General features: G+C 40.0%; 15 protein-coding genes and 1 pseudogene. 10 read left to right on the plus strand and 6 right to left on the minus strand.

Annotation, left to right across the window (positions count from 1 at the left end):
• Positions 1 to 77: 77 nt before the first annotated feature.
• Complete coding sequence (gene hslV / locus B879_RS16840; RefSeq protein ID WP_009186418.1) at positions 78 to 620, minus strand: ATP-dependent protease subunit HslV; 543 nt, start codon at positions 618 to 620, stop codon at positions 78 to 80.
• Between the two features lie 319 nt (positions 621 to 939).
• Positions 940 to 2604: a pyruvate dehydrogenase complex dihydrolipoamide acetyltransferase gene (locus tag B879_RS16845; protein WP_009186420.1), complete on the minus strand. Its 1665-nt coding sequence runs from the start codon at positions 2602 to 2604 to the stop codon at positions 940 to 942.
• Between the two features lie 123 nt (positions 2605 to 2727).
• Between B879_RS16845 and B879_RS16850 the strand changes: the two genes are divergently transcribed.
• From B879_RS16850 to B879_RS16890, 9 genes are all read left to right on the plus strand, one after another.
• A complete protein-coding gene (locus B879_RS16850) occupies positions 2728 to 3687 on the plus strand; it encodes a YheT family hydrolase (RefSeq protein WP_009186421.1) in 960 nt (319 codons plus the stop codon).
• A 20-nt stretch (positions 3688 to 3707) separates the two neighbouring features.
• Entirely contained in the window at positions 3708 to 4409 is a 702-nt protein-coding gene (locus B879_RS16855; protein WP_009186422.1) for an SOS response-associated peptidase, read from the plus strand.
• A complete protein-coding gene (locus B879_RS16860) occupies positions 4409 to 5308 on the plus strand; it encodes an MBL fold metallo-hydrolase (RefSeq protein WP_009186423.1) in 900 nt (299 codons plus the stop codon). Before B879_RS16855 ends, B879_RS16860 begins: the two co-directional genes overlap by 1 nt.
• Positions 5309 to 5446: 138 nt before the next feature.
• Entirely contained in the window at positions 5447 to 6445 is a 999-nt protein-coding gene (locus B879_RS16865; RefSeq protein WP_009186424.1) for a 3-oxoacyl-ACP synthase III family protein, read from the plus strand.
• Positions 6446 to 6456: 11 nt separating this feature from the next.
• On the plus strand, positions 6457 to 7023 hold the full coding sequence (locus B879_RS16870) for a hypothetical protein (RefSeq protein WP_009186425.1): 567 nt from the start codon (positions 6457 to 6459) through the stop codon (positions 7021 to 7023).
• A gap of 83 nt (positions 7024 to 7106) precedes the next feature.
• Positions 7107 to 8699, plus strand: a complete 1593-nt coding sequence (locus B879_RS16875) for a toxin-antitoxin system YwqK family antitoxin (protein WP_009186426.1) — start codon at positions 7107 to 7109, stop codon at positions 8697 to 8699.
• A 39-nt stretch (positions 8700 to 8738) separates the two neighbouring features.
• Positions 8739 to 8912, plus strand: a complete 174-nt coding sequence (locus B879_RS22675; RefSeq protein ID WP_009186427.1) for a Lacal_2735 family protein — start codon at positions 8739 to 8741, stop codon at positions 8910 to 8912.
• 227 nt (positions 8913 to 9139) lie between these two features.
• Entirely contained in the window at positions 9140 to 10549 is a 1410-nt protein-coding gene (locus B879_RS16885; protein WP_009186428.1) for a DUF6600 domain-containing protein, read from the plus strand.
• A gap of 171 nt (positions 10550 to 10720) precedes the next feature.
• A complete protein-coding gene (locus B879_RS16890; RefSeq protein ID WP_009186429.1) occupies positions 10721 to 11959 on the plus strand; it encodes an ROK family protein in 1239 nt (412 codons plus the stop codon).
• 49 nt (positions 11960 to 12008) lie between these two features.
• On the opposite strand, the gene B879_RS16895 is transcribed toward B879_RS16890, so the two are convergent.
• From B879_RS16895 to B879_RS16905, 4 genes are all read right to left on the minus strand, one after another.
• Positions 12009 to 12893 carry an ROK family protein gene (locus tag B879_RS16895; protein ID WP_009186430.1) on the minus strand — a complete coding sequence of 295 codons (885 nt, stop codon included), beginning with the start codon at positions 12891 to 12893 and terminating at the stop codon, positions 12009 to 12011.
• A gap of 120 nt (positions 12894 to 13013) precedes the next feature.
• A complete protein-coding gene (locus B879_RS23240) occupies positions 13014 to 13391 on the minus strand; it encodes a substrate-binding domain-containing protein (protein ID WP_238542156.1) in 378 nt (125 codons plus the stop codon).
• 2 nt (positions 13392 to 13393) lie between these two features.
• Positions 13394 to 14050, minus strand: a complete 657-nt coding sequence (locus B879_RS23245; protein ID WP_009186432.1) for a LacI family DNA-binding transcriptional regulator — start codon at positions 14048 to 14050, stop codon at positions 13394 to 13396.
• A gap of 184 nt (positions 14051 to 14234) precedes the next feature.
• Positions 14235 to 16397, minus strand: coding sequence for a glutamine synthetase III family protein (locus B879_RS16905; RefSeq protein WP_040401003.1), 2163 nt, complete (start codon positions 16395 to 16397; stop codon positions 14235 to 14237).
• A 233-nt stretch (positions 16398 to 16630) separates the two neighbouring features.
• Between B879_RS16905 and B879_RS16910 the strand changes: the two are divergent.
• Positions 16631 to 17263 (plus strand): annotated as a pseudogene (locus tag B879_RS16910) (radical SAM protein); the annotation flags it as partial.
• Positions 17264 to 17317: the final 54 nt, after the last annotated feature.

Here is a 17317-nt window from a genome sequence, read left to right on the forward strand (position 1 = left end):
TTTCTTTTTCTGAACATTTTCCTAAATGTTGAATTCTCAGGGTGACGCATAGTATATAGGTGATTTTTAGGAAAAGCCTACTTCACCACTTTCTCCACCACCAGATTATGGTTGGTGTAAATGCATACATCAGCCGCTATTCCCAAACTCTCCCTGACCATTTCTTCGGCAGATAGCTGAGGTGCAAATTTCTTCAATGCCCTGGCAGCGGATTGGGCATACATGCTCCCTGAACCAATGGTCGCAATTTCCATATCAGGCTCAATCACATCCCCTGTCCCGGAGATGATCAGGATATCCTGACTATCCGCTACGATCATCATGGCCTCCAACTTTGACAGCATCCTGTCCATTCTCCATTCCTTGGCCAGTTCCACCGCAGCACGCTTCATGTTATTGCCATAGGCACCCAGCTTTTCTTCAAATTTCTCTAAAAGGGTAAAGGCATCAGCGGTAGATCCGGCAAAGCCGGTGACAATTTTTCCTCCCTGTAATCTTCTGATTTTATTGACAGAGCTTTTAGCCACTGTATTTCCCAAAGTAGCTTGACCATCTGCTCCGATGACTACTTCCCCGTTATGCTTGATCGCCACGACAGTGGTTGATTTTATTTTTTCCATTTTTTGTAAGAATTAAGACTTAAGACAAAAGATTTTAGATGAAATAAGCATGATGAAATATATAGAAATACGCTGCGCGAAATATTTTAAAATAAGAAGAACTTCAAATCTTTGACCTCAACCTATATCCACTTATTTCTAACATATTTCAACTTTATATCTACTTTATTTCAACCAATATCTCTCCGATATCGCTGTAAGCTAATATCCCAATATCTATAATATCAATAAATATCGATCCATTACTTATTTCAATAACCATACTAAAAGCAAAAAGTCCTGAAAAATCAGGACTTTTTGACATATTTTAAAATTCAAATTAGATCAAAATCCTAACAGGATCTTCCAAGAGGCCTTTTAGCGTTTGCAAGAAGGCCGAACCTACAGCGCCATCCACTACCCTATGGTCACAGGACATGGTCACCTTCATCACGTTGCCTACCTGCATTTGTCCGTTTTTGACAATCACAGTTTCCTTTATTCCTCCAACTGCCAAGATACAGGCATCTGGCGGATTGATGATGGCGGTAAATTCGTCAATACCAAACATTCCCAAATTGGAAATGGTAAAAGTATTTCCTTCCCAGTCTTTGGGCTGCAATTCTTTATTTTTGGCTTTACCTCCCAAGGTCTTGGCTTCATTGGATATCTGGGAAAGGGACTTGCTGTCTGCAAAACGGATTACAGGTACCAACAATCCTTCTTCTACCGCTACAGCCATTCCGATATGGATGTGCTCATTGTATCTGATTTTATCACCCAACCAGGAAGAGTTCACTTTTGGATGTTGCCTCAAAGCTGCCGCTGTAGCCTTGATTACCATGTCATTGAAGGAAATCTTTACAGGGGAAATTTCATTCATGCTCTTTCTTGCCTCTATGGCCTTGTCCATGTTGATTTCCATGGTCAGGTAGAAATGAGGGGCAGTGAATTTGCTTTCTGCCAAACGCTTGGCAATCACCTTACGCATTTGGGAGACTTTTTCTTCTTTGTAAGACTCTTGACCAACTGCAGGTGCAGAAGTAGCCATAGCCGTAGGTGCAGCCGCAGTCTGAGCGACAGCAGGCGTATAATTTTCGATGTCCCTTCTGACAACTCTTCCTCCTTCACCAGTACCCTTCACCAAAGTGATATCGATGCCTTTTTCTGACGCCATCTTTTTTGCCAATGGAGAGGCTTTTACCCTGCCATTATCGGAGGCAGTCACTGAAGTTTGTTCAGGCACCTCTGCTTTTGGCTTCTCCTCTTTTTTGGTTTCGATGGCAGGCTCCTCTGCTTTGGTCTCTTCCTGGGCAGTTTCTTCAGCATCTGCTTGTTTTGCCTCATGGGCTTTCAAGAGCTTTTCGTAGTCAGCGCCTTTTTCTCCTATGATGGCAATCACACCATCCACTGGAACAGAATCACCAGCTTCTACACCAATATATAACAATGTACCATCCTCATAGGATTCCAATTCCATAGTGGCTTTATCCGTTTCTACCTCCGCAATGATATCCCCGGACTTGATTTCGTCACCCACTTTCTTGAGCCAATTAGCAATGGTACCATCCGTCATGGTATCACTCATTTTGGGCATGGTGATCACAGTGGCATTGATACCTGAAACATCAATCTCTTCTGATTTCTCTTTTTTGGCAGCAGGCTTTTCTTCTTTTGCCGCTGGTTTTTCTTCTTGCTTTTCTTCAGAAGGCTTACCGTTGCTAGTGCCAGATTCGATATCTTTCAGTAATGCATCTATGTTTTCACCCTTTTCTCCGATAATGGCAATCACTCCATTTACAGGAACGGCATCTTTTTCTTGAACTCCAATATGAAGCAATATTCCTTCTTCATAAGACTCCAATTCCATGGTAGCCTTATCGGTTTCTACTTCTGCAATGATATCTCCAGGCTTAACGCTATCTCCAACTTTTTTCAACCACGCTGCGATCACCCCTTCTTCCATGGTGTCGCTCATTTTAGGCATTCTTATTATCTCGGCCATAAGCTAAATTTATCCTAGTCATATTTTAAGGAGTCCAAAAATAGTTCTTAAAATATCTTTATTCAAATTTAATAATAGTATTTTCAGGATTTAAAAGACCAAAAGCATTGCTTTTGTTTAAATATGCCTCTGATAAAAAAAACAAATTACGATTACCCCAAATGGCTTTTCAATGGCCACCTTCAAACCATTGTGCCTGGATTATTCCGGTCCCCGATCCCCTTACCTTTTGAAAGAGAAAGGGTTAATACCCCGGATGGGGATTTTTTGGATTTGGATTGGCTGAAGCAAGGTTCTTCTAATCTGATCATCATCAGCCATGGCCTAGAGGGAAATAGCCGCAGACCCTATATGGCTGGAATGGCACGCCAATTTTTTGCGCAAGGATTCGATGTCCTTAATTGGAATTACCGTGGCTGTAGCGAGGAGTTGAACAACAAGCCCATTTTTTACCATTCAGGCGCAACTTACGACCTTGATCATGTGGTCAATCATGCAGCAACAGCTTATGAAGCGGTCTATTTGGTAGGCTTCAGCCTGGGCGGTAACCTTACACTCAAATACCTGGGCGAGTCTCGCCAAAAATCACCAAAAATTCAAAAAGCAGTAGCCATTTCGGTCCCCTTACATCTGGAAAGTTCCTGTCATAAAATATCTTCAGGGGAAAACATAGTATATGCTAAAAGGTTTTTAAAAACCCTCAAGGAAAAAGTGGTTCGGAAAGCACAGAAATTCCCGGATGACATTCCTCTTGGTGTACTTAGAAAAATCAAAACCTTACAGGATTTTGACGACCATTACACAGGACCTTTACACGGTTTTGAAGATGCCCATGATTACTACGAACAAAACTCTTCCTTGTATTTTCTGGAAAATATTGCCGTACCTGCACTGATCCTCAATGCCCAAAACGACCCGTTTTTGAGCGATAAGTGTTTTCCCATTTCTCTGGGAAGAAAGTTGGATACGGTCTGGATGGAGTTTCCAAAATATGGCGGTCATGTCGGGTTCAGCCCCAGAAAGAAAGAAGACATTTACTGGTCTGAGAAAAGAGCATTTGAATTTATCACAGGCAATCAGTAATTTTCCAAAAAAGCGAATTTATGTGCGGCAGATACTCATTAAGCAAAAGTAAAATAGAACTAGAAGAAAGATTTCAGGTTGAAATGCTGGGTGATTTCAAGCCGAGATATAATATTGCTCCAACCCAATTACTGCCTGTCATTACCTCTGACAGTCCGAAAGGATTTTCCTTCTTTTATTGGGGCATCACCCCAGAATTTGCCAAAAACAAGCCTGTTTCCCAAAAATTCATCAACGCAAGGGCCGAAACGGTCATGGAAAAAGTGTCCTTTAAAAATGCATTTCAAAAAAGACGCTGCCTGGTTCCTGCCGATGGTTTTTTTGAATGGAAAAAACTGGGCAAAAAAACCAAAATCCCGTATCGCTTCACATTGGCAGATGAAGGGGCCTTTGCTTTTGCTGGCATATGGGAAGAATATGAAAATGAATTGGGAGAAAGCAACCACACTTTTTTAATTTTGACTACTGCACCCAATAGCCTGGTCTCAGAGATACATGACCGCATGCCTGTCATTTTACGAAAAGAAGACGAGAAAAAATGGCTTGACAACTATAGCAGTCAAGAAGACCTCCTGAAGCTTTTGGGTACTTATCAAGCAGAAGAAATGTTAAGTTATACAGTTTCTCCACTTGTAAACAGTATAACCAATGACAGTCCTTCCATCATCAGAAAAACTTCGGCCTCTATTGATCAATTTGGCAACTATACCCTTTTTGGCTAATGGAAAAAATACATATCCTGGATCTTAGCTTTCTGAATACAGAAGATGCAATAGCGAGTTTTCTGGTAGAGAGTGACCAAGGCCCCATCCTGATTGAAACAGGTCCCGAGAGCACTTATACGACTTTAGAGAAAAGAGTGGCAGCACTGGGCTACCAAATAGAAGACATTAAACATGTTTTGCTGACCCATATTCATTTTGACCATGCAGGGGCCGCTTGGAGGTTGGCTGCTTTGGGTGCTAAAATTTACGTTCATCCTGTAGGAAAACCCCATTTGGAATCACCGGAGAAATTGTGGAATTCAGCCAAACAGATTTACGGGGATGATATGGAAAGACTTTGGGGAGAAATGGCCCCTATCCCAGAAATCCAGGTAATTCCTGTACAGCATGACAAAGAACTTCATATTGGCAATACGCGCTTCAAAGCCTTGCATACTCCGGGTCACGCCATACACCATATTGCATGGAAACTTGGAAACATAATTTTTACAGGGGATGTTGCCGGAGTAAAAATCAACGGAGGTCCTGTAGTGCCCCCTTGTCCTCCACCTGACATCCATATTGAAGCGTGGAGAACTTCATTGGCCATTTTAAAAGCTGAACAGCCTGAAGCACTATACCTCACACATTTTGGGGTTATTCATGACGTTTATCGCCACTTGGACAACCTTTCCTACATTTTGAATGATTGGGCCAGTTGGATCAAGCCATATTTTGAATCCAATACAGCACAAAAAGAAGTCATTCCCCAATTTATGGCCTACACGAAGAGCCAACTCAAAAAAGAAGGATGTACCGAAGATCTGATCCAGGTGTATGAATATGCCAATCCCAGTTGGATGTCCGTAGCCGGATTATTCAGGTATTGGAAATTAAAAAGTCAGGGAAGAATTTAACGACATTTTTTGACCATTGATCCCAGCTTTGGCCATATCCTGTGCTTTGTTTTTGCAATACCAAAAGGAAATAGGATATTTGTATACTTAGCATACTAAGAAGTCGGCTAAAATCGACCCAAATAACTTTAGCATACAATGAAAAAATCCAGAATAATAGGCGTCGGACACTATGTTCCTGAGCGGATCGTTACCAATGATTACCTGTCCAGCATCATGGACACCAATAACGATTGGATTGTAGAACGGACCGGAATTATAGAAAGAAGGTGGTATACACCGGGAAAAGAGACGGTAACCAGCATGTCAGTGGCTGCATCAAGAATGGCCATAGAGAGGGCAGGTATCAGAGAGTCAGATATAGATTTCATTGTTTTTGCTACCATCACACCTGACTATTTTCTGCCTGGAAACGGAGTCCTTTTACAAAGGGAACTGGAGGTAGGCAATATCGGGGCTTTGGATATACGGAATGCATGCTCTGGTTTTATTTATGCCTTGTCTGTCGCAGATCAATTCATCAAAACAGGCATGTATAAAAATATCCTCGTGGTAGGTGCTGAAATTCAATCTTCCGCCTTGGATAAATCTGATGATGGGAGGTCAAGCGCGGTCATCTTTGCGGACGGCGCAGGTGCAGCCATTCTTTCTGCGGTGGATGTCGACCAACCGGGAATTCTTTCAACCCACCTACACTCAGAAGGGCAGTATGCTGAAGAATTGTTTTGTTTGGCGCCCAGTAGCAGTACAGAAGTACGTATTTCTCAAGAAATGATTGACAGAGGGGACTTTTTCCTCAAAATGAATGGCAATGCCGTATTTAAACATGCCGTAGTCAGGTTTTCTGAAGTCATACAGGAAGCATTGGATGCCAATGGAAAAGATAAATCTGAAATTGACCTCTTGGTACCTCACCAGGCCAACCTCAGGATCAGTAATTACATCCAACAGAAAATGGGCCTTCCTGATGAAAAGGTTTTTAATAACATCATGCACCTGGGCAATACGACAGCAGGCACCATTCCGATCGCTTTGAGTCAGGCATGGGAACAGGGTAAGATCAAAGAAGGGGATTTAATCTGTCTCGCCGCTTTTGGATCGGGCTTTGCCTGGGCGTCTGCACTGCTCAACTGGTAACACCCAAACGCATGACTCAAAATAAAAAATTAGATTTGGTATTTTTAAGCCAATCCAAATCTTTCTTTGCCCGATTCCATCAACAGTCCGGAATTGTGGAAGAAATTTTCTTAGAAGTTGCCAATGCTTTTCCCCAAAGCAAACTTAAAAGGTCTTTTGATCAAGCCAAGGGTTGCAAAATAAGCAAAGGGAATCAATTGCAAGGCTTACCTTACCAAGTATTGGATCTGGTAAGGGATTTTAGCCATGAAAAAGGATTCAATATCAGGTTTCTCCATTGGTGGGGCTTCGGTTTATACCTTTTCCTTACTTATGGAAAACAAACCAAAAAAGAGTTTTCGTCGGTTTGGGTAAAAAATTTTCCGGATTTTAATGTAAATGCTGCTATTTCTCCATTTGCATACCCAGAAATCATTAAATCCCCCATTGGCTTTGAGCAACTATCCATTGACGATGTCCTTTTTTCTCCTGATCAGCTTCAGTTGTGGAAAAAAATTCAACTCAATGAAGCCCCTGAAGTAACTGCAGCAGACCTTATTAAAATAACAGAGGATATTTTGTATTATCATGCCCATTAGTTTAAATATTCCGATATTTAAGTTAATTTAGAACCGCATATGGTTTATTCCGTATTCATATTTGAGAAATGAAATTCCGAAAAATGAAATATATTTTTGTCATTTTTATGTTGACTGCTGTTGGGCAGTTGGCATTTGCACAACAAAGACCGAATGTTGTATCCATTTTCAATTCTGACTCCACCCTAGTAGGTACGGGCATCTTGAATAATGGATTGATGGAAGGTCTATGGAAATTTGAAAATCCCCAGACCAGACGCCTGATTCAAACCATAAATTTTGATCAAGGTAGAAGGGAAGGACTCGCAGTAAGTTTCTTTCCTAATGGAAATAGAAACGTAGAGGCTGAGTATCGCAATAATCTATTGAATGGCATTTACCGGCAATATGATAATACCGGAGCTTTGAAAATCGATATGGTATTCAGAGACAGTGTCGCTGTCGGTCCCTACAAAGAATATTACGGCAATACTGGCCAACCGAGTTTTTTCAACCCAAGACAAGTTAAGATTGAGGGTCAATATCTGGATGGAAAAAGAAATGGAAGGTGGGTCACTTTTTATAATAATGGAGAAATAGCTATCATACAAAACTATGAGAAGGGAAGACAGGAAGGCCCATATATGGAGTATGATATCTACGGGGAATTAATGCTTGAAACATCTTATCAGAATGACCGTCCACATGGACTTTTCACCAGATATTCAGTAGGAAAAATGGTAGAGGAAAGGGGTGAGTTCAAAAATGGTAGGAGAGTCGGAAAATGGGTTTCCTACTTCCCCGGAAGTAGGACTGTGGAATCAGAACGCTTTTTTGATGACAACGGTAATCGGACCGGGGAGTGGAAGTTTTTTTATCAAAACCGCAGAACGGCAAGAATAGAAAGGTATGAAAATGATATTCCAGTAGGTGTATGGGAAGAATTCTATCCCAATAGGTCCTTAGCTAAAAGAAAAACCTATGAATTGGGTCTCCCGGTAGGTGAATATATTGAAAACCATTCCAATGGTAATGTTTCGGTATCAGGACAGTATAAGAATGGCGTAAAAGATGGACTTTGGAGAAGTTATTTCCCTGAAGGGGGCTTATATTCCATCGGAGAGTATAAAAATGATTTAAAATCCGGTTTATGGAAATATTTCAATAAAATCGGCATTTTGATAGCTGAAGGCGAGTATTTATTGGGTTCAGAAAACGGTCAATGGGTTTACTACTACGATGGAGGACAGCTCAAATCTGTGGGAAGTTATTTCTTGGGTTTTGAAGATGGAGTTTGGGGATTGTTTTATGACAATAAACAACTGACCCAAGAAGAAACCTGGAGTAATGGCCGACTAATGAACATAGGCGAGTATTTCACCTATGACGGTACCGCAACACTTGACCCAGGAACCCTCAAGGATGGGAATGGCAGTCGCATAACATATTACACTTCCGGTAAAAAAGAATCTGAAGGCACTTACGTATCGGGTAAACCTGATGGACTATGGACCTATTTTCATGAAAATGGCAACAAAGCTTCTGAAGGACAAATGGTAGATGGAAAGAAAGAAGGACCTTGGAGGTACTATAACCTGAATGGAAGATTAGAGCAAATCATCAATTTCAGGGATGATGAAATTGTCACCGAAGATGATGAAATGAGGAATGAAATCAGATTTAATCGATTTGATTAAACAGATTCAATCCGATTCTGTTTAATAAATAAAAAGCTTATGTTTGGACTATTTAAGAAAAAATCAGAATTAGAAAAGCTTCAGGAAACTTATAAAAGTCTATTGGACAAATCCTACAAGCTCTCGCACAGCAACCGCACTGAAGCCGATAAAGTCATGGCAGAGGCTGAGGAAATTGCGAAAAAGATTGAAGAATTAAGAAAAAATCAATAAAGAGGTTCATTTTGGACCTCTTTTTGCTTTACATTGATTATACAATATTTTTATGATAACCCTCGTTTAGAGGTAATTTTATATTATTCTAGCGTTTACGTTATTTACCATTTAAAATTTTTAGCTAAATCGTTTTTACAAAACTTTAATATTGTTTTTTAACATTTTTCAAAACCATATCGCTTTCATATCCGTAAAATCAACCAAAGCACTTAAACAATACGGTTATGAAAAAGGCAACTATATATCTTATGAGCTTGGTACTCGTGCTAGGCATGGGTATGGCTTCAGCAGAGAAGGTGCACGCATCACCTCATGGAATGGGTGTATCTTTCCAGGTTTTCTACAATGAACTGAGTCCTTTTGGAGATTGGGTAATGGATCCCAATCACGGATATGTTTGGATCCCTTATGTAGACAGAAGTTTTCAACCTTATGTCACCAATGGATATTGGTCCATGACCAATTTTGGAAACACTTGGGTTTCTCACTTCGAGTGGGGATGGGCCCCTTTCCATTATGGGAGATGGTTTTGGTCTGACTTCTATGGTTGGGCTTGGGTCCCAGGCTATGAATGGGGGCCAGCTTGGGTAAGCTGGAGAACTGGTGGCGGTTTCTATGGTTGGGCTCCCCTAGGACCTGGTATGCATGTAGGAGTTAATATCATGATACCTGCAAGACATTGGGTATTCCTGCCTCAAAGAAGGTTTAGACATAGACATTTTCACAGATTCTTTGTACCTCATTACAATGTAGTGAATGTCTATAACAGGACCACTATCATCAATAATACTTATGTTTATAACAACAACACCTACTTCACCGGACCTTCGAGGAGAGAAATCCAGCGCGTAACAGGAAGAAACGTACCAGTGTATGCAGTAAATAACGCCACCAGGCCTGGAAGAACTTTGGTTCAGAACAATAACATCAATATGTACAGGCCTGAGATCAGCAACTCAAGGAGTGCTAATCAACAAGCGAGACCTTCAAGAGCGTTTACCGCCGAAGAATTTGGACAAAGGTCTGCCAGGCAAGGGCGAAGTACTGTACAAAATGGCAGGGTTCAAAATCAGCCCAATCGTGAAGCGCAGGCGACTCCTTCCAGAAATGCCCAACAAGGCAACAGAAATGGAGCAGTCAACAGCAGTTCACGTACAGGAGAGAACGCTAATGGTTCAGCTGTGAGAAGCACCGCGCCAAACAGCAGACAAAACAATCCTGCTGTCAGGAGCAATGGCTACAGTAGACAAGACGCTAATCCGGCTGTAAGAAGCAACAGCAATGTCAGGCAAACTGCTCCAGCTGTCGGCAATAACAGCTCAAGATCCGGAAGAAATACCAATGTAGGGACAAGCTCCAATAACAGGCAAACTGCTCCAGCAGTCCGAAGCGGTACAAGCAATAGACAAAGTAACCCAGCTGTTAGAAGTAATACTAACACTAGAAAAAGTTCGCCTGCAGTAAGGAGCAATTCCTCTAACAGGCAATCTAGCCCCTCGGTAAGGTCTTCTTCAAGCTCAAGCAGCCGTTCTAGTTCAGGAACTGTAAATAGATCTGGCAACGGCAACAATAACCGCTCCTCTGGTACAACCAGTAGCAGAAGCAGTAACAACAGAGGGGGAAGAGGTAATTAATTTAAAGCGGTCATAATTGACCGCTTTTCTTTATTTAAAATAAAGTTAGCCTAACTAAGTGCAATTTGAAATATTCAATATTGTATAGAAGTTAGATTTTAGTATTTTTTTGAATAAGTGCTTTTGCAATCCACTAAAAAATCGCTTAATTGTTATTTTAAATCTGACTGCATGAACCTAATTGACCCGAAAAAAGCACTAAATAAAATTGAAGGAGTAGTTGAAACAAAAAGCTACCTAAATAAACTCAAACTTATCAAAAACCTATATACCAAGGGCAGCAATACCGCTGGCGAGATGTGCAATGAAGTAGGGATAAGCCTACCTACTGTCAATTCATTGTTGGGCGATTTGATGCAATCAGGAGAAGTTATCAAACATGGACGGGCTGAATCCCAAGGAGGGAGAAAGCCTGACCTTTATAAGTTAGCAGAGGGTTCCTTTTATGTAATTGCGGTAGATATCAATAAATTCCGGACAAGAATATGTATTTATAATAGTGCCAACCATGCCGTCACTGAAATAGAAACGCTGAAGCTTTCGCTTAACAATGAAAAAGAAACTTTTGAGCGTATCTGTCAATTTATTCTAAACCATAAAAATAAGTCCGGCCTGCCCGATGAAAAGATTATAGCCGTTGGTATTTCTATGCCAGGTCTTATTGATGCCGTCAATGGCATAAACCATACTTACCTTAAGTTTGGTAAAAAAAGTTTCGTAGAAAACCTTGAGGCAAGATTGGAAAGAAAGGTTTTTCTTGAAAATGATGCCCGGGCCATGACGCTGGCAGAATTTAAATTTGGACATAACGATCAATACAAAAATGTATTGGGAATATTTGTTGGATGGGGAATCGGTTTGGGCATTTTGATCGATGGCAAAATATATCAAGGTGCTTCCGGTTTTGCAGGTGAATTTAGCCACTCCCCTATTTTTGAGTCAAGTGATATCACTTGTGCCTGTGGCAAAAAGGGATGCTTGGAATCAGTCGCCTCAGGCACTGCTATTGTAAGAAAAGCAAAAGAAGCTATACTAAATGATCCAGATTCAATTTTGGCCAGATTAGCCAAAGACAATCAAGGTGAAATAGAGCCATTTTTGGTAGTAGATGCAGCGTTAGCCGGAGATCAAAGAGCCATCACTATTCTTTCAGAAGCAGGGCTTGATTTAGGAAGGGGGATTTCAATACTGATTCAAATACTAAATCCGGAATTGATAATCATTGGAGGAGCTGTAGCAGAAGCAAGACAATACCTCATCACCCCCATTCAGCAAGCCCTCAATGTTTACAGTATGGCCAAAGCTAGAGAAAACACAGAGCTTTCTTTATATAAATTAGGAAAAGAGGTAGGCTTATTAGGCGGTGTTGCGGTAGTCAATGAGAAAATATTTGAAGAAGTTATACAGTGAAATACACACACTAAAATTTAAAATCCTACCCTGCCAAATCTGAATATATTCAATTTGAAGCTCTTTCTGATCTTGCTTCAAAAAATAACGAAGTAGCACCATAAATTGTACTGAGTTCACCCAATTGACTGATCTCAATTACTATATCCGCAGTGGCATCGCGAAGATGTTCCAAAAGCTTCGGGACAAAAAGCGCAGAGGAAAGAGAAATGTTTCCCCCAATAATGACGGCCTCAAATGGAACTTTAGCATAAACGCTTAAAATAAATTCACTTAAATTCTTAGCATAAATATCAAAAATAACAGGGATTTCAGGCTGCAAAGTTTCGTGATCCAGCAAATCTTTGACACCTTTTAATTCTAATCCAAATTTATTTTTTACCAATTTTAAAAACCAACCCGTGCCCAAATAATCTTCAGCTATTCCTCCCTTGAGCGGACTTTGCCATAAATCCGCATCAAATAATATGTCACCTTGTTTTATAGCAGAACCTAGTCCCGAACCCAAAGTTATACCTAAAAGATTGGTAAAACCGAAGCCCTTTCCAAAATGTGCCTCCCCAAACAAAAAAGCTTCTGCATCATTGATAAACTTTATTTGAGAACGAGGGATACCTAAACCTTGACTGAATTCAGTTTTAAGGTCACACCCAAATAAACTATTGAATTTCCCTTGTTCTTTAATCCAGCATACCCCCTTTTCATAATCAAAGGGCGCGGGCATCGCCAAAGAAATACACAAACCTGGGTTTCCTTTGGTATATTTTTTCAAACTTAAGACCCATTGCTGAAGAATCTCTTCTTTTGGAAGTTTGGAGTCTAAAACATGTCTTTCAGTTTGCAGTAAATTCAATTCAGTACCCTTTTCTTCAAAAAGGGCCAACGTGAAGTGAGAACCGCCAATATCCCCTGCAAGAATCTTTTTTTGAGACATGCAACCAATGATTAAAGCTTAATAACCGAAATTAAGCACAATAATACCCTTTTGAAACAGGGTGCTAAAAGGATTTACCTAAATTAAATCTTTTTTTTATGAAGAAAGTCACAATTGGGATTATTTTACCCTTTGAGTGTTCAGTGATGATCCCCTAATATTCAATTTATTAGGCAAAACTGTTTTTAGGGTAATTTTAGGTGCATTTTCTTTATCCAATTGATAAAGCATAGATTCCATTAATTTGTCTGCCAGAAGCTCCAAAGGTTGTTCAATGGCAGATATTGTAGGTTGGTATAAATTGAAGAAATAATGGTCATCAAAGGAAATGGCTTTGATTTCCTCAGGTATCCTTTTACCCAAATCAGATAAGGCCGACAGCCCTTCAAATGCCAAAAAATTGGTAGCAAAGAAGAGCCCATCCAAATGAGGATTATCCCTCAAAAAGCCATGAATTCTCTGATTAATCATCTCTTTTTCCAAAACTGAAGTAGGCACTCTTAATATATTTGACGACAAGCGGCCATCTCCACAGCTTCAAGATAACCAGCCATACGATCCCTCATTTGACTTTGATCTGAAGCCACAGTCACAAAACCTATGTGTTTGCAGCCTTGATCTATCAAATGCCTTGTAGCTTCTTCTGAACTTTTTCTATTTTCTACGATGACATAGGAAGTGTCCAAATCTGGCAACCACCGATCAAAAAGGACTAAGGGAAGCTCTTCTTCTAAAAGTGATTGTATGGTAAATTCCAATCCAGGAGTCGGGGTAATGATAAATCCGTCTACGTTTCTAACTCTAAAAGTATTGATCAATTCTTTTGCTTTCTCATCATCATTATCTGTACTGCAATAAATGATCTTATAACCATTCATATAGGCTTTTTCTTCTATCAAACGTGCTATGGATGCAAAGAATTGGTTAGAAATATCCTCCACCATAAATACAATTACTCTGGATTTTCCTAACCTGAGGCTTTGTGCCAGATGACTTGGCCTGTAACCAATTTTATCTATATAAGCCTCCACCTTTTTGGTCACTTCTTCACTGATACGCTTTTCTCTGGCCTTACCATTGAGGATAAATGAGACCGTGGTAATGGAAACTCCTAAGGCATCGGCTATATCTTTAATGGAGGTTTTCTTTTTTGCCATAATATCACTTTCAGTTCAGCTGTTGCGTTCTCAATATGGTAATAAATGATCGTTTTTAAATAAATAGCTTGCTTTCAAGTCAAAAACGCCTCATAATAGTTTCAGGATCAATAATCATGGGTTATTAAAAACATAAAAACCCAAGACCGAAATGGTCTTGGGTTTTAAGTGAATGCCTATTACATTATTTGATAAAAAGCATTTCTCTATATTTCACCAAAGGCCAGAATTCATCATCTACAAACAATTCAAGTTTGTCCACTGAATACCTGATTTTGTCAAAGTATTTTTCTTTCACCTCAGTAGAATAACCTTTAGCCCTCTTGACGACATCCTCTTCTTTATTCAACTTTTTCCGGGCATCAATCATGGCATTGACATTCTCCTTCACCAACTCAATATGCTTACTTACTTCTTTGATCGTTTCAACAGCAGCTTTGTTATCCAAACCAAGTCCTTTCAGACCATTAGCATTTTCAATAAGCTTATTCTGATACTGTATGGCAGTGGGGATTACATGATTCAATGCCAGATCCCCCATTACCCTTGACTCTATCTGAACCTTTTTGATGTAATTTTCCAACATGATTTCATGTCGTGCATGAAGTTCTATAGCTGTCAGTACATTGGCTTTACCGAAAAGCTCAATCACCTTTTTGTCTTGGTAAACATCAAGCGCAAAAGGCGTACTCTTCAAATTGGAAAGCCCTCTTTTCTCTGCTTCTTTGGCCCATTCTTCAGAGTAGCCATCTCCTTCAAACCTGATCTTTTTGCTATCCTTGATGTATTTTCTTAATACATTAACGATTGCTATTTTTTTCTCCTTTCCGCCGGCCATTTCTTTTTCTATATCCTTGGCCATATTTCTCAGCACTTCTGCCACAATCACGTTCAATACAGTCATGGGTCCGGCTGAATTGGCACTTGATCCAACTGCTCTGAATTCAAACTTATTTCCGGTAAATGCAAATGGTGAAGTTCTGTTCCTATCAGTATTATCCAGGATGATCTCAGGAATCTTCGAAATACCCAACTTCATATACATGTTGTCACCCTTCTCAATTTTCACATTACCATTTTTCTCTAGTTCATCCAAAACACCCGTCAAAGTGGAACCCAAGAAAACTGACATAATAGCCGGAGGTGCCTCATTGGCTCCTAACCTGAAATCATTACTTGCTGAGGCAATACTTGCTCTCAATAAATCTGCATTATCGTAAACTGCTTTAACAGTGGCTACTACAAAAGTTAAAAACTGCAGGTTTTCCCTTGCCGAATTACTTGGTTGGAATAGGTTGACCCCTGTATCTGTAATCAAGGACCAATTGTTGTGCTTGCCACTACCATTCACACCTGCAAAAGGCTTTTCGTGAAGCAACACTTTCAAGTTATGCTTCTCGGCCACCTTACTCATCAGATCCATCAACAATTGATTGTGATCTACAGCCTTATTGATCTCCTCAAATACTGGAGCTACCTCAAACTGGCTTGGTGCAACCTCATTGTGTCTGGTAGAAACAGGTATCCCCAACTTATGGGCTTCAATTTCAAAATCCATCATGAAATCTTTTACCCTGGTCGGTATGGATCCAAAATAATGGTCTTCCAACTGTTGCCCCCTAGCTGGGTTATGGCCAAAAACTGTCCTTCCAGACATCACTAAATCAGGCCTTGTAGCAAAAAGAGCCTTGTCGATTACAAAATATTCTTGCTCTACACCCAAAGAAGGAGTAACCTTTCTAACATTTCTATCAAACAACTGACAAATCCCAATAGCAGCATCATTGATGGTTTCCACAGATTTAAGTAAAGGCGTTTTATAATCCAAAGCCTCACCAGTGTAGGAAACAAAGATGGTCGGTATGCATAGGGTTTTGTCAAAAATAAATATTGGGGATGAAGGGTCCCAAGCAGTATATCCTCTTGCTTCAAAAGTTGAACGTATCCCACCATGAGGGAATGAAGAAGCATCCGGTTCTTGCTGAACCAGCGCAGACCCTTTAAATTTCTCTATTCCTGCATGCGCATCAAAAAAAGCATCATGTTTCTCTGCCGTGGAACCAGTCAAAGGCTGAAACCAGTGGGTGTAATGGGTAACACCTTTGGACATTGCCCAAACTTTAACAGCCGATGCAATTTCTTCTGCAGTTGAGGTATCTATCTTACTACCCTTATCAATTGCTTCCATTACTTTTTTAAAAACAGACGGGGCAAGTGATTCCTTCATCTGCTTTAACCCGAAAACTAGGGTTCCAAAGTAATCCGAAATTCTACCTGAAGGAGGAGTCGCTACAACTTTTGGCCTGTCTTGTGCCATAAGTAGCGCTTTTTGTCTTAAAGTTGCCATTTTCTACAATATGTGGTTTAATATTATACCTACAAAAATATGAAATAATATTTATTTTTTTCAAAACGGGCTATTTTTTACCCCTATCGATGAAAAATTTATACTTTTTACAAAAAACACCCCCATATTTTTATGTAATCAGTCAAAAAAAACAGTTTTTAAAGCTCAGAAATAGAAAATTGGAAACTGCTGGATATTATTTAACTTTGCAGCCTGAAATAAAGGAGTTTGGCGTGAAGAAAGTTGCATTTTACACCTTAGGCTGTAAATTAAATTATTCAGAAACATCCACAATCAGCCGGATGTTTGAAGCAAAGGGTTATCAAAAAGTAGAATTTGATCAAAACCCAGATATATTTATCATCAACACCTGTTCTGTTACTGAAAATGCAGATAAGAAGTGTAAAAAAATTGTTAAAGAGGCAAAAAAAAATCTCCCCTGCCTCCTATGTCACGATCATTGGCTGCTACGCCCAGCTGAAACCCAAGGAAATATCTGAAATTGATGGTGTGGATGCTGTCTTAGGTGCTGCTGAAAAATTCAGACTGATTGAGCTCCTGGATGGATTTGCCAAAGAACAAGAAACCAAGGTTCTCGCGTCAGAAATCAACCTGGCCAACACCTTTAATAACGCCTACTCAATACATGATCGGACAAGAACTTTTTTAAAGGTTCAGGATGGCTGTAATTATGGTTGTGCTTTTTGTACCATCCCCCTAGCCAGAGGCAAGAGCAGGAGTGACAGTATAGAAAATATTCTCATTTCTGCCAGAGAAATCGCCGAAACCGATGTCAAAGAAGTGGTTTTAACCGGCGTCAATAGTCGGAGACTTTAGGCATTCAAGATGGTAAAAGAAAAGAGAAAATTTTATAGAACCTGATAAGAGCTTTGGACGTAAATAGAAGGAATCGAAAGATT

The organism is Cecembia lonarensis LW9 (genome assembly GCF_000298295.1).
GTDB classification, from domain to species: Bacteria; Bacteroidota; Bacteroidia; order Cytophagales; family Cyclobacteriaceae; genus Cecembia; species Cecembia lonarensis.